We start from the raw sequence: 22,189 nt of genomic DNA, 5'->3' as shown, positions 1-22,189 counted from the left end.
CCGGGCCGATTGGGCAGATGCCTCTAGGACTCAGCGGAAGTCGTACTCGGCGCTGACCTGGAAGTAGCGGCCGCGCACGGTGTACAGCTCGGCGAAGCCCATCTGGGTGTAGTTGTTGCTCGACGCGTTGCGCGCGCTGAACGGCGGCATGCGATCGAACACGTTCTTCACCGAGCCGGTCAGGCGCAGGTTCTTGATGCCGGACCAACGCACCGTCAGGTCGACTTCGTCATAGGCGCTGACCTTGCGGTTGCCGCCCGGCGTGGTCGCCGTGATGTTGTTGCGCGAGATGTCGGTGTCCCAGAAGCCGCCGACACCGCGCAGCACACCCTGGAACAGCCACGGGCCCGTCTCGGCGGACGCTGTGAAGGCCGCGCGCCACAGCGGGGTGGCGTAGGTGTTGCCGAACTCGGCCCAGGGCGACGCCGCGGTCGTGCGGGTCTTCTGGTCCGTGTAGTAGGTGGCGTTGGCACCGAAGGTCAGGTTGCCGAACATCGTGCCCGGCAGGCGCATGCGGGCGTCGATGTCCACGCCGGCGTTGAGCGACTGGGCGAAGTTCTGCAGGTTCTGCTGGATGACGTAGCGGCCGTTGGCCGTGTCGAAGAAGAAGAACCCCTGGTCGATGGCGCTCTGCAGCGTCGGCGTGGAGATGTTGTCCTTCTTGGCGATGCGGAACCAGTCCACGCTCACCGACACCGGGCCGACTTCGCCCACGACGCCCAGGTTGTAGGTCTGGGCGGTCTCGGGGCCGAGGTCGGGGTTGGAGCCGGTCAGGCGGAAGGCCGCCAGGCCGTTCGCGCACTGCGCCGTCGTGCCGCCGCCAACCTGGACGCACTGGCCCGGAGTCAGCGTGATGGCACCCTGGCCCGACGTGGCGAACTGCTGCTTCAGCGTCGGCATCTTGAACGACTCGGAGTACGACGCGCGCAGCGCGAGGCCCGGGGTCGCCTGCCACTTGAGGGCCACCTTCGGGCTGGTCGCCTTCTCGGAGCCGTAGTCGTCGCGGCGCACCGCCAGCTGCGCTTCGATGTCCTTGGTCAGCGGAATCTGCAGCTCGGCGAACAGCGCGTCGCTGTCACGGTCGGCCGACACGGCGCTCTGCTGGATGCTGCCCACCACCAGGCCGGCGATCTGCAGCGGATCCGGGTTGTCGTCGATCGACTCCTTGATCTTGGACACGCCGACCGCGTAGCGCACCGGGCCGGCCGGCAGCTTGAACGCGTCGCCCGACAGCAGCAGGTCGATGGTGTCGATCTTCTCGGTGCCGGTCCGCACCGGCGTGACCTTCAGGCTTTCGACGAAGGCCGGGTCGTTGTTGTTGGAGGTCGCGTCGATGGCGCCGGAAGCCGTGGCGGGGTTCCACAGGCGGGCGTCGTAGTAGTTCTTGTCGCTGTTGGAGGTCTTGGACTTGCCCGACGTGATGCCGACCTTGTAGTCGATGCCGAACACCAGGCCCTCGGCGCCGAGGTCGAAGTGGTTCAGCGTGGCCTTGCGATCGGTGATGCGAGGGCCGCCCTGCATAAAGCGACCAGCGTAGCGCGGGAACGGCGAACCGGCGGGCGACACGAACTGCGCCGGCACCGGGTGGGCCTCGAAATGGTCCTTGGTCTCGGAGCCGATCCAGCGCGCGTACAGGTTGTGGTCCGGCGTGATCTGGAACTGGCCGGCGACCAGGCCGCTGGTGCGGTCAGCGCCGTTGTAGGAGGTCAGCAGCGAGGCATTGAAGTCGTAGACGCACAGCGCGCCACTGACGTTCTCCGGCGGGCAGGGCCGCACGGTCTGGCCGACCAGGGCGCCGGTGGCGCTGAGGTAGTTGCCCTGCGGCGCGAAGGCGCTGCGACCGTCGAGGTTGTAGCCGGGAACGGGGCCGCGGCTGCGGAAGTCCACGCTGCGGGTCAGGCCGCGGTCCTTGCGCAGGATCGCATCGCGCTTGAACACGTCGATCGCGCCCATGATGTTGAAGCGGTCCTTCGCGGGGTCGCCGTAGCCGCCGACCGCGTTGAAGGCCTGCTCGGCGCCGTCGCCGCGGCTGGATTCGCCAAAGGTGCCGCGCACGGTGGCACCGTTGAAGTCCTTGCGCAGGATGATGTTGAACACGCCGGCGACGGCGTCGGCGCCGTAGATGGCCGAGCCGCCGTCCTTCAGGATCTCGATGCGCTCGATGGCGGCCACCGGGATCGAGTTGACGTTGAAGGCCGAGCCGGCGCCCGAGGCGTCGGCCAGCGGGTTCTTCGGCACGCGGCGGCCGTTGATCAGCACCAGGGTCTGGGACTCGCCCAGGCCGCGCAGGCGGATGCGGGCCGTGCCCGAGCCGCCCGGGGAGTTGGACGCCAATTCGCCCTGGTCATTGATGTCGACCACGGAGATCGACTTGAGCAGTTCGTTGACGCTCGTCGCACCGGTGCGGGTGATCTGCTCACGGTTGATCACCGTGACCGGGGCCGCCGTTTCGGCATTGACGCGCTTGATCGCCGAGCCGGTGATCTCGATGCGCTGCGACTGCTGCGCCAGCGCGGCGCCGGCGAGCACCGTGCCGCCGAAGGCGACGATGAGGCTCGAACACAACTTGGTCCGTCGAAACATGAAAGCTCCCAAACTTGAGATGGATGGATGTCGATTCGCGCCCGGATGCAGGGAAAGCCCGGGGGCGCCTGCGCGCCCCCGGGGACCCCCAACATTTCGGGATGTAAAGAAATTGTCTTCTGGCCGTAACCGCGCCAACCTCGGGGAACTCCGAGGTGACTTGTCTCGCCCCCGATTCGTGTGGCCTCGGCCACCCCAGGAAAAGGCCGCGCTTTTCGGGCCCTGCGAGCCCGTCACCCAGGGGAAACAGGGTTCCGGGGTGCGGACCGCGAGTTGTATCGATGGCCCTGATGGGTACAGGCCCTTCGTTGGGTCAACACAACAACTGGCGACCGCCGAAGGGACTAGGTCGTTCCGCCGAGACGAGGCACCGCGGCCAGCAGGGCCCGGGTGTAGTCGTGCTGCGGGCGCTGCAGCACGTCGGCGGCGGGCCCCTGTTCCACCACCCTGCCCTGGCGCATCACCGCCACGTCGTCGGCGATGAACTCCACGACGCCCAGGTTGTGCGTGATGAACAGGTAGGCCAGGCCGAGCTCGCGCTGCAGGTCGCGCAGCAGGTTCAGGATCTGCGCCTGCACGCTGACGTCGAGCGCCGAGGTGGGCTCGTCGCAGACCACGAGGCGGGGCTGCACGGCCAGCGCCCTGGCGATGGCGATGCGCTGCCGTTGGCCGCCGCTGAACTCGTGCGGATAGCGCTCCAGCGATTCCCGCCGCAACCCGACCTGCTCGGCCAGCACCTCCAGGCGCTGGCGCCGCGCACCGGCATCCAGTTCCGGCCGCAACGCCAGCAGGCCTTCCTCGAGGATGTCGAACACGCGCATCCGCGGGTCGAGCGACGCATACGGGTCCTGGAAGATGATCTGCACGTCGCGGCGGGCGGCCCGGAGCGCATCGCCCTGCAGGTCGAACAGGTTGCGCCCGTCGAGCAGGGCCTGCCCCTGGATCTCGGCCTGCCCGCGCAGCAGCTGAACGATCGCCTTGCCGGTGGTGGTCTTGCCGCAGCCGGACTCGCCCACCAGCGCCAGCGTGCGGCCCGGCGCAATGCGGAACGACAGGCCGTCCACCGCGTCGAAGTAGCCCGCCGCCCGCTGCAGCAGGCCCTTGCGCAGCACGAAGCGCACCCGCAGGTCGTGCACGTCGAGCACGGGGGGCGCCGAAGCTGCTTCGGTCATCCCGGCCGCGGACGGCTGCGGCGCCGCCTCGGGCGCGGCGACCGCCGGCACGGTCGGCGATGGCGCCCCGGGGACGTGCAGCAGACACCGCACGCCATGCGACGGCCCGACGTCGATCAGTTCCGGCACCGTGCCCGCGCAATGCGGCATCGCGCTGGCGCAGCGGTCGGCGAAGCGGCAGCCAACGAAGCTCGTGGCCAGCGAAGGCACCGTGCCGGCGATGGCGGCCAGCGCCTGGCCGCGACGGCCCGCGTCCGGCAGCGCGCGCAGCAGGGCCTGCGCGTACGGGTGGCGGGGCGCGGCAAAGAACTCGGCGGCCGTGGCCACCTCCACCACCTGCCCTGCGTACATCAGCGCCACGCGCTGGGCCATGCCGGCCACCACGGCCAGGTCGTGGGTGATCAGCAGCATCCCCATGCCCTGCTCGCGTTGCAACTCGCGAAGGAGGTCGAGGATCTGCTTCTGGATCGTGACGTCGAGCGCCGTGGTCGGCTCGTCGGCCACCAGGTAGTCGGGCTCGGTGGCCAGCGTCATCGCGATCATCACGCGCTGCTTCTGGCCGCCGCTCATGCGGAACGGGTACTCGTCGACGCGACGCTCGGGCTCGGGGATCCCCACGCGGCGAAGCCAGTCGACGGCCTTGGCGCGCGCGGCCTCACCACGCAGTGTGGTGTGGATCTCGATCGCCTCGACGATCTGGTCGCCGACCTTCATCACCGGGTTCAGGCTCGTGCCCGGCTCCTGGAAGATCATGCCGATGCGGCCGCCCCGCACGCCGCGCATGGCCTGTTCGGACAGGCCCAGCGTGTCGGTGCCGTCCAGGTCCACCCGCCCACCCAGCACATGACCGCTGTCGGGCAGCAGGCGCATCAGCGCCATCGCCGTCATGCTCTTGCCGCAGCCGCTTTCGCCCACCAGCGCGAAGGTCTCGCCGCGCTCGATCGACAGGCGAAGCCCGTCCACCGCGCGCACAAGGCCTGCATCGCTGTCGAGACCGATCTCGAGGTCCTGGATGTCGAGCATGGTCAGGCCGCCTTGGCGCCGGGCTTGCGCAGCACGCGCGGGCGGAACACGCGGGCCCGGGGATCGAAGGCGTCGCGCACGCCATCGGCGAACAGGTTCGCCGCCAGCACCAGCGCGAGCATGAAAACGAACGCCGACGCGAACGGCCACCAGACCACCGGATTGCGGTTCATCTCGTTGCGGGCCAGGTTGATCATGCCGCCGAAGCTGTTCATGCTCGGGTCCACGCCGACGCCCACGTAGGACAGCACCGCCTCGTACAGGATGAGCGACGAGAACTCGAGCACGGTGACAATCAGCATCAGGTGCGCGACGTTGGGGAAGATGTGGCGCGCCATGATCCGCCACGGGCCCACGCCGAAGGCCTGCGCGGCCTGAACGTAGTCCAGTTCGCGCAGCTTCAGCGTCTCGGCGCGCAGCAGCCGGCACAGGCCGGCCCAGCCGGTGAGCCCGAGCACGGCACAGAGCATGAACAGCTTCAGGTCGGACCGTTCCAGGCCGGTCTCGAACATCTCGGGGTGCTTGTCGAGGAACACCTGCACCATCAGAACCAGCGCTGCGATCAGCAGGATGTTGGGTATCGAGGACAGCACCGTGTAGAGGTACTGGATCGCCTCGTCGGCCCAACCCTTGAGGTAGCCCGCGGCGATGCCCAGCACCACCGCCAACGGCAGCGTGGCCAGGGTGGCCAGGGCACCGATGACGAATGCGGTGCGCACGCTCTTGAGCGTCTGGTAGAGCACGTCGTTGCCGGTGACGTCGGTGCCGAACACGTGGTAGCGCAGCGCCAGCGCGGCGATGGTGCCGGTGAGCACGCCAAGCACGACGATCGTGGCCATCGCCACGCGCCAGGGGATCCCGCCCCGGCCTTCCCAGGCATGGGCCAGGGCCTCGCGCCAGGGCTGGCCCGGTGCGCGCGCCAGGGCGCCCACCAGCAAGGCCGACAGCAGGAGCCCGCCCAGCAGGCCCAACGCCGCGCCCAGCGCCGCGCGCCAGGCGACGTCGCCCGCCCACTGCGAGTCCGGATCGGTGAGATGGGCACCCCCATGCAACAGCCGCGGCGCGACGCGCTCCTGCCGTCCGTCGACCTCGACGGTCTCCTTGGTGAAGCTCACCACCGCCAGCGGCACCGAGTAGGTGGTCTCGCGCGACTCCACGAGACGGCTCAGCAGGGCATCCAGCACCGAGCGCGTGCGGGTGTCGTAGGCGGCACTGCCGGCAGGCGTGCCGGGGGCGGCGGGCAGCAGCGGCCGATAGTGGATGCTGTCGGCCAGCGTGACGAGCAGGCACGCCGCCAGCACCACCGACGAGGCGAGCGCGGGCGCGTCGCAGAACACCTTGCGCCAGCTCGCGCGCAGGTTCTGCCGGCGCCGCACGTGCCAGACGTAGGCCAGCAGGCCCGCGGTCAGCAGCCACAGCGCGGCGTCGGTCCAGAGCAGGACGAACTTGGGCATGGTCAGGCCAGACGTACGCGGGGGTCCACCCACGTGTACATGATGTCGATCAGGATGTAGCTCGCGATGTAGAGCACCGAGCCCACGAAGACCATCGTCCGCACGATGGCGAAGTCCTGCTTGCCAATCGCCTCGATCGCATAGGCGCCGAGGCCGGGAATGCCGAAGAAGCTCTCGAACACCAGGCTGCCGAGGAACACGTACGGCAGGTACCCGCCGGCGCTGGTGACGATGGGGATCAGCGCGTTGCGCAGCACGTGGCGTGACAGCACCGCGGACTCCGCCAGACCCTTGGCCCGTGCGGTGCGGACGTAGTCCTTGCCGATCTCCTCGAGGAACATGGCACGGTACAGGCGCGCCTCGGTGCCCAGACGCGCAATGGCCGACAGCGCCACGGGCAGCACGAGAAAGCGAACGAGGTCGAGACCTTCGGTGAACCCCGATGCCGGCACCAGCCTGAACACGCGGGCAAACAGGTACTGGCCCACGATGATGTAGAACAGTGCCGAGATCGACAGCATCACCACGCACAGCACCACGCCGGCGAGGTCCAGCCGCGTGTGGCGGAACATCACCAGCAGCAACGCAAAGCTCACGCTGGCGATGATCTGCAGCACGAAGATCGGCAGCGCGAGCTGCAGACTGACCCACATGCGTCGCGCGACCTCGGTGCCGATGTCGCCGGCGCTCTCGCTGTCGGCGCGACCGAACTTGAACTGGAACAGCGTGATCGAGCGTTCCCAGAAGATGGTCTCGGTGACCTTCTCGGTACCCTGCGCCGCCTCGTTCCAGTACAGCGGCTTGTCATAGCCTCGCTCGGCCTTCCAGCGCTGGATCAGCTCCGTGGTGACCCGCTTGCCGCCGATGTTCAGGCGCGCCATGTCGTCCGGCGTGTTGACCGTAAAGAACAGGAAGAACGTGGCCAGGTTGACGCCGACGAGCACCAGCACGCCATACAGGCAGCGGCGGACGATGAAGTTCAGCATGGTGGCGGGGCCGGCGGCGTGAGGGTTCAGGCGGCGAGCACTTCGCCGCGGGCATTGGTGCGGGCCCGCCGGCGCAGGTTCGTCCGGGCGTAGGCCACGACGGCCACCACCAGGGCCGCCATCAGCACGAGGGGCCACCACACCGGCCGGTTCCATTGCTCGATCGCGGCCACGCGCGCCGGCACGTCGAGCCGCAGGTAGCGCCCGTGGTCACGCACCAGAATGGCCGGCTTGGAGTTGCGCACCCAGCCCTGCACGGCCGTCGAGGCCCAGGGATAGAAACCCATGCTCCATGGGGCGTCCTCCTGCAGCATCGCCACCATGCTGTCGATCACCTGCTGCTTCTGCGGGCCGTCCTCGAGCGTCTTGAGCTGCGAGAAGAGCCGGTCGAACTCCGGGTTCTGGTAATTGGCCGTGTTCTCGCCGTCGGACACGCTCTTGGCGTTGGGGCCGTAAAACAGGAACAGGAAGTTCTCCGCATCGGGGTAGTCGGCGTTCCAGCCGCTCCAGAACACCTGGTGCTTGCCCTTGCGCACCTTGTCCTGGAACTGGTTGTTGTCGGTGGCGCGGACCTCGAGCTGGATGTCGATCTTGGCGAACTGCCGCACCATCCAGTCGATCTCGGGCTTGCGCTCCGGCGTGGCCGGCGCGTAGTAGTCGTAGTTGATCACCAGCGGCTTGCCGGTGGCGGCGTCGCGCCCGTTGGGATATCCGGCCTCGGCCAGCAGCCGCTTGGCGTCGGCGATCGGCCGACGCACCACCTTGCCGTCGACGATGCGGTGCGTGACCGGGTTGACGCCCTCGGGCGTGCCCTCGCGCGAGCCGGGGATGCCGCCGGGCAGCGGGCTCATTGCGGTGAGCCCGCCCTTCTTCGGGAAGATGCTGGAGTACTCGTCCCAGTCGATCGCGATCGTGATCGACTGACGCAGCTTGCGCGCACGGGCCCGGCTCTCCGGGGTCGGACCGCCACCCAGCACCGGGTCGAGCATGTTGAAGCCGATGATGTAGCTGTTGACGTCGGCGTACTTCGGGAAGGTGAAGCCCTTGGCCTCGTACTCGGCGCGCACCGTCGGCGAATCGAGCATCTCCACCAGATACGATATACCGGTGTCGGTGCGCTCGAAGACTTCGAGGTCGTAGTAACCGTCGCGGAACTTGTTGCGCTGGGGGGTGCCCTCGCGCTCGACCACCGCCACGATGCGGTCGACGAAGGGCGTCCTGCGCCCGCAGTCGGCCAGCAGGCCGGCCTCGCGGTCCTCGGGCATGCCGTCGCAGGGGAAGGGTTCGCCGCGGTAGTTCGGATTGCGCACCATGGTGATGCGGCGGTCCTTCTCGAACTCGGTCACCATGAACGGGCCCGTGCCCACGGGCCACTGGTCCAGCGTCATGCCCCGCTCGGCCAAGCCCGGCTGGGCATAGAACGCGTCCGCCTCCCACGGCACCGGGGCCATGAAGGTCATCTGCATCCAGTACTTCCACTGCGGATACTTGCCCTTGATGCGGATGCGCAGCAGGTGCTTCTCCGGGGCGCTCGCCCCCGCCAGCGGCCAGCGCCGGAAGTCGAGGAAGGGCTTGTCCAGGCTGGACGGGTCGAGCCCCTTGCGCAGCGCCGCGTCCTCCTTCTTGATCAGGGCGCCGTACTCCGCCAGGCCGACCACGTACTCCGAGAACAGGCCATAGATCGGCGTGGTGATGCGTGTGGTGGCGTGGCGTTTGAGGGCATAGACGAAGTCCTCGGCCACCAGCTCGCGCGTGCCGGTGTGCTCGAAGTCCATCGGCGTGCGGCGCGGCCCCACGTCGCCCGGCTTCATGGCGTGATAGCGGTACTGGCCACGCTCGTCCTTCGCGAAGGCCGGGTGCGGCTGGAACAGGATGCCTGGCTTGATGGGCACGTCGTAGACGCTCTCGGCGATCAGCTCCGCGGCTGCGTCGTCGGGCAGCTTCTGACCCGCCTTGTCGTAGTAGGTCGGCACGACGACCTTCGCCGCGCTCTTGGGCACCAGCTCGAACGGGCGCTTGAAGTAGTGGTAGCCGTAAGGCGGCTCGTACACCTGGTAGGTCACCAGCGTGTCGTTCGACCAGTAGGACGCCGTGGGATCGAGATGCCGTGGCGTGTTCTCGATCATCGCGGAGTAGATCGTGTTCTCGCTGGCCGCGCCGCGGTGCCAGGGGCTGTTGTCGCAGCCGGCGGCCAGCGCCACAGCGCCCACCGCCACACACCGCCAGACTGCCCCGACCCAACCCATCGACCGCTCCAGAACTCACCACCGGCGGGGTCGCCGCGGCGCCAGAAAACAAACCGCCCCGCGACGCGACCGCTCGTGACGGCCACACTCGTGGGGGGCGCGCGGAATTCTAGCCCTGGGCTCTTGATCGACAGGGCCGGGCTTGCCCTGCCCCAGGCTACCAGCCGACGAAAGCCTCGCGCCCCTGCACGGCCAGCGTGACGCGGGCGCCCACGGGCAGCATCACGGTGGTCGGCACGTGACCATGCGGCAGGCCGGTGAGGATCGGCGTGCGCGTCGTCGCGCGCAGATGGGCAACGACCGTGCGCAGGTTGAATCCGCGGTCCAGCGGCGACGGCTTCCAGGTGCTGAACTGCCCCAGCACCACGGCCCTCTGCGCGTCGAGCACGCCGGCCTGATGCAGCTGCAGCAGCATGCGCTCCACGCGGTAGGGGTGCTCGTTCACGTCCTCCACGAAGAGCACGCCGCCCCTGATGCGCGGCCAGTGCCGCGTGCCCAGCAGGCTGGTCAGCATGCACAGGTTGCCGCCCCAGAGCGTGCCGCTCACGTCCAGCCCGTCGAAGCCCGGCTCGGTGCGAAAGCCCACCGCCTCCAGTTCGCCGCCCAGGGCCTCGAGGAACACGTCTCGCGTGACCTCGTCGACGCCGCCCTCGGCGTCGCTGCGGCCGAAGTGGTCCGCGGCCAGCGGCCCGGCCCAGGTGACCGGCCGACGCCGGGCGCCGTGCGCCAGCAGCCCGGCCTGCAGCACCGTGAAGTCGCTGTGCCCCACCCATCGCGTGCCGCGCTCGATGCTGCGCGCCAGCAGCGCCCAGTCGATGCGGTCGAGCAGCCGCGTCAGGCCATAGCCGCCGCGCGTGGCCAATGCCACCGACGGCGCCTGCCGGGCCACCCGGTGGAGCGCTTCCAGACGTGTGTCGTCGTCGCCGGCGAAGCGCTGCCGGCGCGCCAGCGCAGCCTCGTCTAGCCGGGCATCGAACCCCAGCGCGCGCAGGCGCCGCACGGCCAGGCGCACCGCCGCAGGCCGCGCCACCACCCCGGCGGGCGAGAAGCACACCAGGGACCGGGCCTGCGCGCTCACTCCAGCGGCCCGAAGTGGGACTCGATCACCTCGGGCACCGGCAGGCGCGCCGCGTCCGCCGCGGCCTCGCGCTCGGCGCGAAGCGCCGCGCGCCGCTCGGCAAAGAAGTCGCGCAGCAGGCTGCCGGCCGCGTCGGCCAGCAGGCCGCCCTCGACCTTCGTGTGGTGGTTCAGCCGCGGCTCGGCGAACAGGTCCACCACCGAGCCTGCGGCGCCGGTCTTGGGGTCGGGCGCGGCGAACACCACGCGCGCGAAGCGCGCGTGCATCAGGGCCATGGCGCACATCGCGCACGGCTCCAGCGTGACGTAGAGCGTGCAGCCGGGCAGCCGGTAGTTGCCCAGCAGGTCGGCCGCATGGCGCAGGGCCACCACCTCGGCATGGGCGGTGGGATCGTTGGTGGTGATCGGCCGGTTGTAGCCGGTGGCCAGCACCTGGGGCACGCCGTCCACCATGTGCGTGATCACCGCCCCCACGGGCACCTCGCCCACCAGGCGTGCGTTGAGCGCCTGATCGAGCGCCAGTCGCATGGCGTACTCGTCCTGCGCGGCGGTGGGAGCGGTGCGGTCGGTCATTGGTTGGCCTCGGACGCGCGCTGGGCACCCTGCTGGAGGGCCGCGGCGGCGGCGTCACGCGCCTTGTTCTGGATGGCCGCGGATTGTGCCGGCACGGTGGCGGCCGCGGGCACCTGGACACCGGAGCGAAGCCCCAGCCCTTCGAACTGCGCGCGGCCGGCGAAGCCGATCACGGCCAGCACCACCAGCAACGACAGGGTTCCCAGGATCAGACGCATCTCGCATCCCGCCGGCGACGCCCGGCCTTCGACCCGCCGCACTATGCCGCAGGTCGGCTGACGTCACTTGTGCAATTGGTCTCGGGCCCGACCGCTCGTCGGCCCGCAGGCACCGCAGGGCGGCTGTGGCGTGTGACTGCCGCTCCCCCGCGTCGACGATGGCGATTCCGGCGCGCCACCTCCGGGCCTAGCGGCTGGCCCCGCCCCGGTTCTCGGCCCGCTCGGCGGCCTTGTCCAGCGGCTCGGCCACGCCGGGCGGCAAGGGGCTCAGGGCGACGATGGCGTAGGTCGACACCAGGGCGGCCACCAGCACGGCTGCGGCAAGGGTGCCGCTGCGTTCCCGCAGATGGGCTCCGATGGCCCGCGCGTTGAGTTGGATGTGGCTCAGCGCCGCCACGATCAGCACGATGCCGAAGAGCTTGTGGACCGGGTGCATCCGGAGCGAGAACGAGGGCTTGTCGACGATCAGCATCAACAAGCCCGAGGTGGCCATCGCCACGAAGGACACCAGCAGCGCGATGGCGGTGATTCGACGTCGGGTCATGGATCGGGAACTCCGGGTTTCAGTGGATCGGCCGGCGCAGGCACGCAGGCCGCGCGTTCAGAACCGGTACAGGTAGCCCAGGCGCACTTCCGACACGCTGCTGCGGCCCACCAGCGGGCTGTCCTTGATCTCGCTGCCCAGGGCCGTGATGCCGAAGTCGGCGAAGACCATCTGCCGCGGCGCCAGGCTGTAGTCCAGCCTCAGCCCGGCTTCGGTGTTGACGGTCGAGCCCGGGCTGTACCGGGCCCGGCCAGGACGCACTTCCGCGGCCTCGACCCCGTAGTAGTACTGCACGAACTTGCGGTCCAGCCAGGTCGCAGTGAGCCGTGGCGTGATGCCCACGTCGCCGAACGCGAACCGGCGCTCCAGACCCAGCTTGAGCCTCTGGCCCTCGCTGTGGCCCGAGGCGTCGGTGGACCATTCGGCGCTGAACTGGCCGGGCTCACCGCGAAGGCTGGCCCGGGCACCCACCCATGCACTGCCCCGGCGCCGGGCCATGCCCTCGAGGAAGGGCGAATCGGAGGCCTTGTAGCCGTCCATGCCGTAGGTCGCCGTCAGGCCGAAGGCCACCGGTCCGGCATGGCCGAGCTTGAACTCGATGCCCGGGCCGAAGACACGCACCCGGCGGTTCTCGAAGGTGAAGAACGGGACGACCTCGGTCTTGTCGTCGAACTCGCGGTAGGGCTTGTTCTCCGACATCACGGCCACGCCCAGGCCCCATCGGGAGCCGTCGGCTGGTGCGCCCGGGTCATTGCCTTGCGCAAGCACGGCGCCGTGCAGTCCGGCCGCGGCCAGCGCGCCGAGCAGCCAACGGGCAGACGAGAAGAGATTCATGCTCATCTCAGACCTCAGCGCGACGCCGCAAAGGGAACGGCCCGGGTGCGGCCCCACAGCACGAAGGCGCCCAGCGCCAGCAGCACGAGGTTCATCGGCAGCACCATGGCTTCGCCCCGCATCAGATGGAAACCCATCGCCAGCACCTGCAGGGCGATGATTCCCACGGCGGCCAGCACGCTCAGGAGCGGCTGGATGCGCAGCAGGGCCGGCAGCAGGATGCCCAGCCCGCCGAGCAGATCGACGATGCCCGTGAGCGTCGCCAGGCCCGGCATCGCGGCGACCCAGGGCGCCATCTTGGCGGCCTCGCTCGGCGGCATGCCGAGCTTCATGTAGGCACCCCAGAGCAGGAAGAAAGCCAGCACGCCCTGGGCGAGCCACAGGAAGGCGCCGAGCCCGTGGCGGGGCTGGACAGGAACAAGGGTGTCGGTGGTCATCGGGGTGTCCTTTGCGTGGTCTGCAGCCGACGGCCGGCTGCACAGGCGCAAAGTTATGGGCTTCAACCAATTTATGGAAGCGATAATCTTTTGATACTTTGAATCTATGGAGTAGATAGATCATGATCGGCAGCCTGACCCTGGATCAGCTTCGCGTGCTGGTGGCCATCGAGGACGCCGGCAGCTTCTCGGCCGCCGGACGCCAGCTGCACCGCGTGCAGTCGGCCATCAGCCACACCGTCCAGACGCTCGAGGAGACCCAGGGGCTGCAGCTGTTCGACCGCAGTTCCAGGACGCCGCGCTTCACGGAAGCCGGCCGCGCCCTCGCAGCGCAGGCGCGCCAGGTGCTGCGGCAGGCCGATGTGTTCGAACGCACCTCGAAGGCCATCGCAGCCGGGCTCGAACCCGAGCTGCCCATCGCCATCGACAGCTTCGTGCCGACTTCGCCGGTCATCCGCAGCCTGGCCGGACTCCAGGCGCGCTACCCGCACCTCGCCGTCACGCTGTTCACCGAAGGCATGGGCGCTGCCGAGCGCCGCGTGCGCGACGGCAGCGCCATGCTGGGCCTGTGTGCGCTGATGCCTTCGACGGTGCAGGATCTGCAGGCCACGGCGCTGACGCAGGTGACCATGGTGCCGGTCGTGGCGCCGTCACACCCACTGGCCACGGAAACCCGCGCCATCACCCGCGACGTGCTCGGCGAGCACGTACAACTCATCCTTACCGATCCGCAGCAGAAGCCGGGCCCGAGCTTCAGCGTCGTCAGTCAGCGTGTCTGGCGCTTCGTCGACATTGCGCGCCGTCTCGAGTTCATGCTGGCGGGCTTCGGCTGGGGGACGATGCCGCGCCACCTGGTGCAGCCCTACCTCGACGCGGGCCGCCTCGTGCGGCTGGCCATCGAAGACCCGGTGGTGCACACCGGGTCGATCGGCGTGTTCGCGATCCACGACCGCAAGCGCTCCCTGGGGATCGGCGCGCAGTGGCTGCTCTCGGACCTGCAGGGCCAGGCCTGGCTGGACGGCCCGTGACCTGCGGGCTGCGGCCCGCGGCGTGGTACCACGGGGTCGCGTCGGCCCTTCCGGCGCCGGTCACTCCCACTCGATGGTCGCGGGCGGCTTGCTCGACACGTCGTAGGTGACGCGGTTGATGCCGCGCACCTCGTTGATGATCCGGCCCGACACCTTCTTCAGCAGCGAGTACGGCAGCTCGGCCCAGTCGGCGGTCATGAAGTCGCTGGTCTGCACCGCGCGCAGCGCCACCACGTAGTCGTAGGTGCGGCCGTCGCCCATGACGCCCACGCTCTTGACCGGCAGGAACACGGCGAAGGCCTGGCTCACCTGGTCGTACCAGCTGCGGCCCGAGGCCGGGTCCACGGCGGCGCGCAGTTCCTCGATGAAGATCGCGTCGGCGCGCCGCAGCAGGTCGGCGTAGTCGCGCCGCACCTCGCCGAGGATGCGCACGCCCAGGCCCGGGCCCGGGAACGGGTGGCGGTAGACCATGTCGTGCGGCAGCCCGAGCGCCACGCCCAGCTCGCGCACCTCGTCCTTGAACAGGTCGCGCAGCGGCTCCAGCAGCTTCAGGCCCAGCGTCTCGGGCAGGCCACCGACGTTGTGGTGGCTCTTGATCGTGATGGCCTTCTTGGTCTTGGCGCCGCCGGACTCGATGACGTCCGGATAGATCGTGCCCTGGGCCAGCCACTTCGCGCGCGACAGCTTGCGCGCCTCGCGCTGGAACACCTCGACGAACTCGCGCCCGATGATCTTGCGCTTGGCTTCCGGGTCGGTCACGCCCGCGAGGTGGCCGAGGAACTGGTCGCTGGCGTCGACGTGGATCACCTTGGCGTGCAGCCGGCCGGCGAACATGTCCATCACCATGCGGCCCTCGTCCAGGCGCAGCAGGCCGTGGTCGACGAAGACGCAGGTGAGCTGGTCGCCGATGGCGCGGTGGATCAGCGCCGCCGCCACGCTGGAGTCGACGCCGCCGGACAGGCCGAGGATCACCTCGTCGCTGCCTACCTGCTCGCGGATGCGCGCCACGGCTTCCTCGATGTGGTCGCGCATCACCCAGTCGGGGCGCGCGCCGCAGATGCCGAGCACGAAGCGGTCGAGCAGCGCGCGGCCCTGCACCGTGTGCGTCACCTCCGGGTGGAACTGCACCGCGTAGTAGCCGCGCGACTCGTCGGCCATGCCGGCGATCGGGCAACTCGGCGTGCTGGCCATCAGCTTGAAGCCCGGCGGCAGCGCCGTGACCTTGTCGCCGTGGCTCATCCACACCTTGAGCATGCCGTGGCCCTCGGGCGTGGCGAAGTCCTCCAGGCCCTGCAGCAGCTTCGTGTGCCCGTGCGCGCGCACCTCGGCATAGCCGAACTCGCGGTGCGTGCTGGCCTGCACCTCGCCGCCGAGCTGCACCGTCATCGTGAACATGCCGTAGCAGATGCCCAGCACCGGCACGCCCGAGTCCCACACCGCCTGCGGCGCGCGCAGGTCGTGCTCCTCGTAGGTGCTGGCGTGGCTGCCCGACAGCACGATGCCCTTGGGCGCGAAGTCGCGGATGAACTCGTCCGACACGTCGTTCGGGTGGATCTCGCAGTAGACGTGCGCCTCGCGGATGCGCCGCGCGATGAGCTGCGTGACCTGGGAGCCGAAGTCGAGGATCAGGATCTTGTCGTGGGTCATGGTGTCAGGCCGCGGCGGGCGCCACGGGGGTGGGACGTCGGAAGTAGGCGATGGCCACGGCCGCGGCGGTGGCCTGCAGCGCGGCGCTGAAGAACATCGGCAGGCCGATCATCACGTCGCCCTGCGGGCGCTCGGCCACCAGGCCCAGCAGCAGGGCCGAGACCACGGGCGCGGTGACGGCCATCACGCTGGAGATCGAGGCCAGCGCGCCCATCGTGGTGCCCTGCTCGCGCGCGTCGGCCGCGTTGGACACCAGGCTGTTCATCGCCGCCTGCGTGCCGCCGGACAGCAGGTTGCCCATCACGATCGTGGCGTAGATCATCCAGCCCGCCGTGGCCAGGCCGAAGCACAGGTACATCAGCGCGCCGCTGACCAGGCCGAAGGACACCAGCGCGCGCGGGCTGACGCGGGCCAGCACGTGGCGCAGCATCACGCCCTGCACCAGCGCGGCCATCAGGCCCACCGTGAAGAGCGACCAGCCCACCTCGGCCGGCCCCCAGCCGAACTTGAACTTGGTGTAGAGCACCCAGCTCGTGTGCAGCAGCAGCTGCGCCAGCGACGACAACGCGATGGCCAGCACCAGCGGGCCCACGCCCTTCAGGCGCGCCAGCCCGGCCCAGGCCGCGAACGGGTGCGCGCGGCGCCACTCGAAGGGCTTGCGCCGGTCGGCGGGCAGCGACTCGGGCAGCACGAAGTAGCCGTAGGCCCAGTTCAGCAGCGCCAGCGTGCCCGCGACGTAGAACGGCAGGTGGATGTCGATCGCCCCGAGCACGCCGCCGATCACCGGCCCGAGCGTGAAGCCGATGCCGAACATGGCGCCGATCAGGCCGAAGCGGCGCGCGCGGTCCTCGGCGCTGGAGATGTCGGCCACGTAGGCGTTGGCCACCGCCGCATTGGCCTGCACCGCGCCCGAGAACAGCCGCACCACCACCAGCACCCACAGCGCGGTGGCCGCAGCGGTGACGAAGAACGACAGTGCCAGCCCGGCGATGCCCAGCAGCAGCACCGGGCGCCGGCCGTGCCGGTCCGACAGCGCCCCGAGCACCGGCGCGCCGACGAAGTTGGCCAGGCCGAAGGCCAGCCCCAGCAGGCCGAACCAGATCGCCTGGTCGCGCGCCGAGTCGGTCATCGTGCCCACCAGGTGCGGCAGCACCGGGAAGATCAGCCCGATGGCGATCATGTCCAGCAGCACCGTGATGGCGACAAACAACATGGCCGCCCTCCTCTCGGTCGGGCGGCCATGCACCGTGGCGTCGCTGCGGTCGGTCATTCGGTCCGGTAGTTCGGCGCTTCCTTGGTGATCTGCACGTCGTGGACGTGGCTCTCGCGCACGCCGGCCGAGGTGATCTCGACGAACTCGGCCTTGCTCTGCATCTCGGCGATGGTGGCGCAGCCGCAGTAGTGCATCGACGCGCGCAGGCCGCCGGCCATCTGGAAGATGATGCCCACCACCGAGCCCTTGTAGGGCACCTGGCCCTCGATGCCCTCGGGCACCAGCTTGGTGGTGTTGGGGTTGTTGCCGCCGTTGTCCTGGAAGTAGCGGTCGGCGCTGCCCTTCTGCATGGCGCCGATCGAGCCCATGCCGCGGTAGCTCTTGTAGCTGCGGCCCTGGTACAGGATGGTCTCGCCCGGCGCCTCGTCGGTGCCGGCGAAGGCGCTGCCCATCATCACGCAGTCGGCGCCGGCCACGATGGCCTTGGCCACGTCGCCCGAGTAGCGGATGCCGCCGTCGGCGATCAGCGGCACGCCCGAGCCGCGCAGCACCTTGGCCACGTTGTCGATGGCCATGATCTGCGGCACGCCCACGCCGGTGACGATGCGCGTGGTGCAGATCGAGCCGGGGCCGATGCCCACCTTGACCGCGTCGGCGCCGGCTTCCACCAGCGCCAGCGCGGCCTCGCCGGTGGCGATGTTGCCGCCGATGACCTCGATCTGGGGATAGTTGCGCTTGACCCAGCGCACGCGCTCGATCACGCCGGCGCTGTGGCCGTGGGCGGTGTCCACCACGATGGCGTCCACGCCCGCGGCAGCCAGCGCCTCGACGCGCTCCTCGGTGCCCTCGCCCACGCCGACCGCGGCGCCGGCGCGCAGCTTGCCGTGCTGGTCGCGCGCCGCGTTGGGAAAGCTCGTCTGCTTGGTGATGTCCTTCACCGTCATCAGGCCGCGCAGTTCGAACGCGTCGTTGACCACCAGCACGCGCTCGAGCTTGTGGCGGTGCATCAGCGCCTTGCCCTCGTCGAGCGTGGCACCCTCGCGCACGGTGATCAGCCGTTCGCGCGGCGTCATGATCTCGCGCACCGGCACGTCCATGCGGGTCTCGAAGCGCAGGTCGCGGTTGGTGACGATGCCCGCCACCACCTTGCCCTCCAGCACCGGGAAGCCCGAGATGCCGTGCTGCTGCGCCAGCGCCATCACCTCGCGCACCGGGGTTTCGGGGCCGATGGTGATCGGGTCGCGCAGCACGCCGGACTCGTAGCGCTTGACCCGTGCCACCTCGCGCGCCTGCTGCTGCGCGGTGAGGTTCTTGTGGATGATGCCGATGCCGCCTTCCTGGGCGATGGCGATCGCCAGCCGGGCCTCGGTGACGGTGTCCATCGCGGCCGACACCAGCGGCAGGTTCAGCGTGATGCGGCGCGAAAGGCGGGTGGCGAGGCTGGTGTCGCGCGGCAGTACCTGGGAGTACGCCGGCACCAGCAACACGTCGTCGAATGTGAGCGCTTTGCCTAGAAGGCGCATGGTCGAAACGGCTCCGGACGCAAAAGCGGATTATACGGAGCGTGACTTCCGTCCCGTTTCAGGCGGGGGTGCGCGCCGTACACTGGCCTGCAGTACCGTCGCCGAGTGATACCCATGCGCCGTCCTGCTCTCGCCCTGTGCCTTGCCGCGCTGGCCACCCTGGCCAGCGCCCAGCAGTCCCCGACGCAGTGGAAGTGGCGTGACGCCAACGGCCAGCTGCACATCAGCGACATGCCGCCGCCGGCCAACGTGCCCGGCAGCGCGATCCTGGAACGGCCCACCGACGTCAAGCGGCCGGGCCGCAACGTGCCCCAGCCGTCGACGCCGCCGGCCAGCGGCCCCGCCCCTGCCGCCAAGCCCGCCGGCTCCGGCGACCCCGAGCTCGATGCCCGCCGGCGCAAGGCCGACGAGGAAAAGACCGCCCAGCAGAAGGCCCAGGAGCAGAAGGTGGCCCAGGAGCGCAGCGAGAACTGCGCCCGCGCGCGCAGCCAGCTCACCGCCCTGAGCGACGGCCTGCGCATCGTGCGCACCAACGAAAAGGGCGAGCGCGAGGTGCTCGACGACAAGGCCCGCGCCGAGGAGATGCAGCGCATGCGCTCGGTGATGTCCACCGACTGCAAGTAGGCGCCGCCGGCGCCCGCCGGCCGCTTCAGCCCGATCGCGCCCTGGCGGCGGCGCGCAGCGCCTGGATCGTCGTGCGCGGCGTGATCACCTCGATGTCCAGCCGCAGGTGGATCAGCGAGGGGCCATCCGCGGCCAGCGCCTGGGCGAACGCCGGCTCGAAGGCCGCCGTCTCCTGCACCGACCAGGCGTTCCAGCCATAGGCGCGTGCCAGCGCCGCGAAGTCGGGATTGGCGAGGTCGCTGCCGCTGACGCGGCCGGGGTACTCCCGCTCCTGGTGCATGCGGATCGTGCCGTAGCTGCCGTTGTCCACCACCACGCTGACGAGCCTGCCGCGGCCGCGCCCGGCGCCGTGCGCCCGCGCCGTGGCCAGCTCCTGGCCGGTCATCAGGAAGTCGCCGTCGCCGGCGATGTTGACCACCGTGCGGTCGGGCTGCAGCAGCGACGCCGCCACCGCCGCCGGCACGCCGTAGCCCATGGCACCGGAGGTCGGCGCGAGCTGCGTGCGGCCATGGTGCTGCAGGCCGTGGTAGCGGGTGAAGCGGTGCAGCCAGACGCTGAAGTTGCCCGCGCCGTTGGTGTAGACCGTGTCGTCCGGCGCCAGGCGCTGGATCGTGCGCACCACCTCGGCCATGTCCAGCGGCGCCACGGGCGGCGACTCCGCGTTGGCCTCGTAGTCCGCCCGCGCGTCGGCGGCCCAGGCGCCCCAGGGCACGCCCGCGGCCGGTGGCTCCAGCGCGGCCAGCGCCGTGCCGGCGCAGGCCAGCGACGCGTTGAACATCAGGTCGGCCGTGTAGACGCGCCCGAGCTCCTCAGGCCCGGCATGCCAGTGCACCAGGCGCTGGGCCGGGCGCGGCACGGACAGCAGCGAGTAGGCGCTGGTGGTGATCTCGCCCAGCCGCACGCCCAGCGCCAGCACGAGGTCGGCGTCGCGCACGCGGGCCGCGAGCTTCGGATTGATGCCGATGCCTACGTCGCCGGCGTACAGCGGATGCCGGTTGTCGAAGGTGTCCTGGAAGCGGAAGCCGCAGCCCACCGGCAACTGCCAGGCCTCGGCGAAGCGCTGCAGGCCGCGACAGCTCTCGGCGGTCCAGCCCGAGCCCCCGGCCACGACGAAGGGCCGCTGCGCGCCCAGCAACAGGCTGCGCAGGTCGCGCAGCGCGCCCGGCGCCGGCCAGGCCTGCGCCGGCCGCACGCGCGGCAGCACGGGCGCCGCCGTGGGCGTGGTCAGCATGTCCTCCGGCAGCGCCAGCACCACCGGCCCGGGGCGGCCCTGCATCGCGGTGTGGAAGGCGCGCGCCACGTACTCCGGCAGGCGGTCGGCGTGCTGCACCTCGCCGACCCACTTGGCCATGCCCAGCGTGCCGGGGCCGAACATCTGGCGGTAGTCGACCTCCTGGAAGGCCTCGCGGTCGCGCTGGTCGCTCGCCACCTGGCCGACGAACAGCACCATCGGCGTGGAGTCCTGGAAGGCCGTGTGCAGACCGATCGCCGCGTTGCTGGCGCCCGGGCCGCGCGTCACGAAGCACACGCCCGGCCAGTTCGCGAGCTTGCCCTGGGCATCGGCCATGAAGGACGCGCCGCCCTCGTGGCGGCAGCCGACGAAGCGGATGCGGTCGCGGTGCTCGTGCAGGCCGTCCAGCACCGCCAGGTAGCTTTCTCCCGGCACACCGAAGACGGTGTCGATGCCCTGCGCGATCAGCGCCTCGACCAGTGCATGGCCGGCGGGCCGCAATGCCTGCGGGGCCGTCATGCCGCCACCCGCCGCAGGCTGGCCAGGCGCAGGCTCACCAGCGAGGCGCTGGCCACGCCGAGCGCCAGCGCCACCGCCGCCCCGACGAACACGCCCGCAGGCGCGCCGCGGTCGAGGATGGCGCCGAACACCGGCGCCGACACCGCGAAGCCGATGTCCAGGCCCGAGTACACGGTGCCGTAGACGCGGCCGGTGGCGCCGGGCGGCGCGGCCCGCTTGATCAGCATGTCGCGCGACGGCCCGGCCAGCCCCGTGCCCAGGCCGGCCAGCGCCGTGAACACCAGGGCGGCCCCGGCGGGCAGCCAGCCGCTGGCCACCAGCAGCAGCAACAGCGCCGAGCCGGTGAGGCACACGCCGATGGTGAGTTCGAGCCGGGCCACGCGCGCGGCCACGAAGCCGCCCAGCAGCATGCCGGCCGCACCGGCCAGCATGTAGCCGGTGACCATGTAGCCGGTGCTGGCGGCCGACACGCCGTACAGGCGGGTCAGCGCCGGGCCGGCGAAGCTCTGCACCGCGGTCAGCACGGCGGTCGAGAACACGAAGAACGAGAAGCACATCCACACCGACGGCAGGCGCAGGAAGGCGAAGGTGCCTGTGTCCGGACCGGTGGCCGCGACTGCCGCTCCGGGCGCCACGCGCTGCGCGGCGCGGTCGTCGATGGCGTGGCGCTGCCACACCAGCACCGCCAGCACGGCCAGCGCCCACAGCGCGAAGCCGGCCGCGGCCCAACGCCAGGACCCGGTGAGCGCGATCGCGCCCTGGTGGAACAGCGGCGCGGCGGCCCAGCCCAGGTTGCCGCTGATGCCGTGGATGGAGAACGCGTGCCCGAGCCGCGGCTGCGACACGCGACGGTTGAGGATGGTGAAGTCCACCGGGTGGAACGGCGAGTTGCCCAGCCCCGCCAGCGCCGTGGCCAGCACCAGTCCGGGCATCCCCTGTGCCGTGGCCGCCGCCACGCCGGCGGCCACGAAGAACCCCATGGCCACCAGCAGCACCGGCCGCGCGCCGATGCGGTCCACCAGGAAACCGGCCAGCGCCTGCCCGATGCCCGAGATGACGAAGAACAGCGTGACCAGCAGGCCGAGCTCGGCGTAGCTGGTGCCGAAGTCGGAGACGAACAGCGGGAACAGCGGCGGCAGCAGCATGTGGAAGAAGTGCGACGTGCCGTGCGCCACCCCCACCAGGGTGATCGTGCGGGCGTCCGTGCCGCCGGCGGCTGCGTCGGGCTCTTGCTGCATGGGCCGATGGTAACGAAGG

18 protein-coding genes are annotated in these 22,189 nt (G+C 70.4%); 2 read left to right on the top strand and 16 right to left on the bottom strand.

Annotated features, from left to right (window positions below; genetic code table 11):
- Window positions 1-30 precede the first annotated feature (30 nt).
- From AC2EAQ_RS01075 to AC2EAQ_RS01025, 11 genes are all read right to left on the bottom strand, one after another.
- Window positions 31-2,583, bottom strand: a complete 2,553-nt coding sequence (locus AC2EAQ_RS01075; protein ID WP_484639833.1) for a TonB-dependent receptor plug domain-containing protein — start codon at window positions 2,581-2,583, stop codon at window positions 31-33.
- 344 nt (window positions 2,584-2,927) lie between these two features.
- Window positions 2,928-4,778, bottom strand: coding sequence for an ABC transporter ATP-binding protein (locus tag AC2EAQ_RS01070; protein ID WP_484639832.1), 1,851 nt, complete (start codon window positions 4,776-4,778; stop codon window positions 2,928-2,930).
- 2 nt (window positions 4,779-4,780) lie between these two features.
- Window positions 4,781-6,232: an ABC transporter permease gene (locus AC2EAQ_RS01065; RefSeq protein ID WP_484639831.1), complete on the bottom strand. Its 1,452-nt coding sequence runs from the start codon at window positions 6,230-6,232 to the stop codon at window positions 4,781-4,783.
- A gap of 2 nt (window positions 6,233-6,234) precedes the next feature.
- Window positions 6,235-7,218, bottom strand: a complete 984-nt coding sequence (locus AC2EAQ_RS01060) for an ABC transporter permease (protein ID WP_484639830.1) — start codon at window positions 7,216-7,218, stop codon at window positions 6,235-6,237.
- Window positions 7,219-7,244: 26 nt separating this feature from the next.
- Window positions 7,245-9,464 carry an ABC transporter substrate-binding protein gene (locus AC2EAQ_RS01055; RefSeq protein WP_484639829.1) on the bottom strand — a complete coding sequence of 740 codons (2,220 nt, stop codon included), beginning with the start codon at window positions 9,462-9,464 and terminating at the stop codon, window positions 7,245-7,247.
- Between the two features lie 157 nt (window positions 9,465-9,621).
- Complete coding sequence (locus tag AC2EAQ_RS01050; RefSeq protein WP_484639828.1) at window positions 9,622-10,542, bottom strand: LD-carboxypeptidase; 921 nt, start codon at window positions 10,540-10,542, stop codon at window positions 9,622-9,624.
- Window positions 10,539-11,114: a tRNA adenosine(34) deaminase TadA gene (gene tadA / locus AC2EAQ_RS01045; RefSeq protein ID WP_484639826.1), complete on the bottom strand. Its 576-nt coding sequence runs from the start codon at window positions 11,112-11,114 to the stop codon at window positions 10,539-10,541. The genes AC2EAQ_RS01050 and tadA overlap by 4 nt, the downstream gene beginning before the upstream one ends.
- Window positions 11,111-11,332, bottom strand: a complete 222-nt coding sequence (locus tag AC2EAQ_RS01040) for a hypothetical protein (protein WP_484639825.1) — start codon at window positions 11,330-11,332, stop codon at window positions 11,111-11,113. The genes tadA and AC2EAQ_RS01040 overlap by 4 nt, the downstream gene beginning before the upstream one ends.
- A 187-nt stretch (window positions 11,333-11,519) precedes the next feature.
- Window positions 11,520-11,876: a DUF4405 domain-containing protein gene (locus AC2EAQ_RS01035; protein WP_484639824.1), complete on the bottom strand. Its 357-nt coding sequence runs from the start codon at window positions 11,874-11,876 to the stop codon at window positions 11,520-11,522.
- A gap of 57 nt (window positions 11,877-11,933) precedes the next feature.
- Window positions 11,934-12,716, bottom strand: coding sequence for a MipA/OmpV family protein (locus tag AC2EAQ_RS01030; protein ID WP_484639823.1), 783 nt, complete (start codon window positions 12,714-12,716; stop codon window positions 11,934-11,936).
- Window positions 12,717-12,724: 8 nt separating this feature from the next.
- Window positions 12,725-13,147 carry a DoxX family protein gene (locus tag AC2EAQ_RS01025; RefSeq protein WP_484639822.1) on the bottom strand — a complete coding sequence of 141 codons (423 nt, stop codon included), beginning with the start codon at window positions 13,145-13,147 and terminating at the stop codon, window positions 12,725-12,727.
- Window positions 13,148-13,269: 122 nt separating this feature from the next.
- On the opposite strand from AC2EAQ_RS01025, the gene AC2EAQ_RS01020 reads away from it, so the two are divergent.
- A complete protein-coding gene (locus tag AC2EAQ_RS01020; RefSeq protein WP_484639821.1) occupies window positions 13,270-14,175 on the top strand; it encodes a LysR family transcriptional regulator in 906 nt (301 codons plus the stop codon).
- Window positions 14,176-14,235: 60 nt separating this feature from the next.
- Here the strand turns inward: AC2EAQ_RS01020 and guaA are convergent, their stop codons facing one another.
- The 3 genes from guaA to guaB are packed head-to-tail and all read right to left on the bottom strand — an operon-like array spanning window position 14,236 to window position 18,558.
- Window positions 14,236-15,822, bottom strand: coding sequence for a glutamine-hydrolyzing GMP synthase (guaA, locus tag AC2EAQ_RS01015; RefSeq protein WP_484639820.1), 1,587 nt, complete (start codon window positions 15,820-15,822; stop codon window positions 14,236-14,238).
- A 4-nt stretch (window positions 15,823-15,826) separates the two neighbouring features.
- Entirely contained in the window at window positions 15,827-17,035 is a 1,209-nt protein-coding gene (locus AC2EAQ_RS01010; RefSeq protein WP_484639819.1) for an MFS transporter, read from the bottom strand.
- Window positions 17,036-17,088: 53 nt separating this feature from the next.
- On the bottom strand, window positions 17,089-18,558 hold the full coding sequence (guaB, locus tag AC2EAQ_RS01005; protein WP_484639818.1) for an IMP dehydrogenase: 1,470 nt from the start codon (window positions 18,556-18,558) through the stop codon (window positions 17,089-17,091).
- Between the two features lie 114 nt (window positions 18,559-18,672).
- Here guaB and AC2EAQ_RS01000 point away from each other — a divergent pair, with 114 nt between their 5' ends.
- Window positions 18,673-19,182, top strand: a complete 510-nt coding sequence (locus tag AC2EAQ_RS01000; RefSeq protein ID WP_484639817.1) for a DUF4124 domain-containing protein — start codon at window positions 18,673-18,675, stop codon at window positions 19,180-19,182.
- 25 nt (window positions 19,183-19,207) lie between these two features.
- Here AC2EAQ_RS01000 and AC2EAQ_RS00995 read toward each other — a convergent pair whose 3' ends face one another.
- Both AC2EAQ_RS00995 and AC2EAQ_RS00990 read right to left on the bottom strand, forming a co-directional pair.
- On the bottom strand, window positions 19,208-20,932 hold the full coding sequence (locus AC2EAQ_RS00995) for a thiamine pyrophosphate-binding protein (protein ID WP_484639816.1): 1,725 nt from the start codon (window positions 20,930-20,932) through the stop codon (window positions 19,208-19,210).
- Window positions 20,929-22,170, bottom strand: a complete 1,242-nt coding sequence (locus AC2EAQ_RS00990) for an MFS transporter (RefSeq protein ID WP_484639815.1) — start codon at window positions 22,168-22,170, stop codon at window positions 20,929-20,931. Before AC2EAQ_RS00990 ends, AC2EAQ_RS00995 begins: the two co-directional genes overlap by 4 nt.
- Between the last annotated feature and the right edge of the window lie 19 nt (window positions 22,171-22,189).

This window comes from Aquabacterium sp. T101, assembly GCF_057219775.1.
This window is presented reverse-complemented; position numbering and strand designations above follow the sequence as displayed.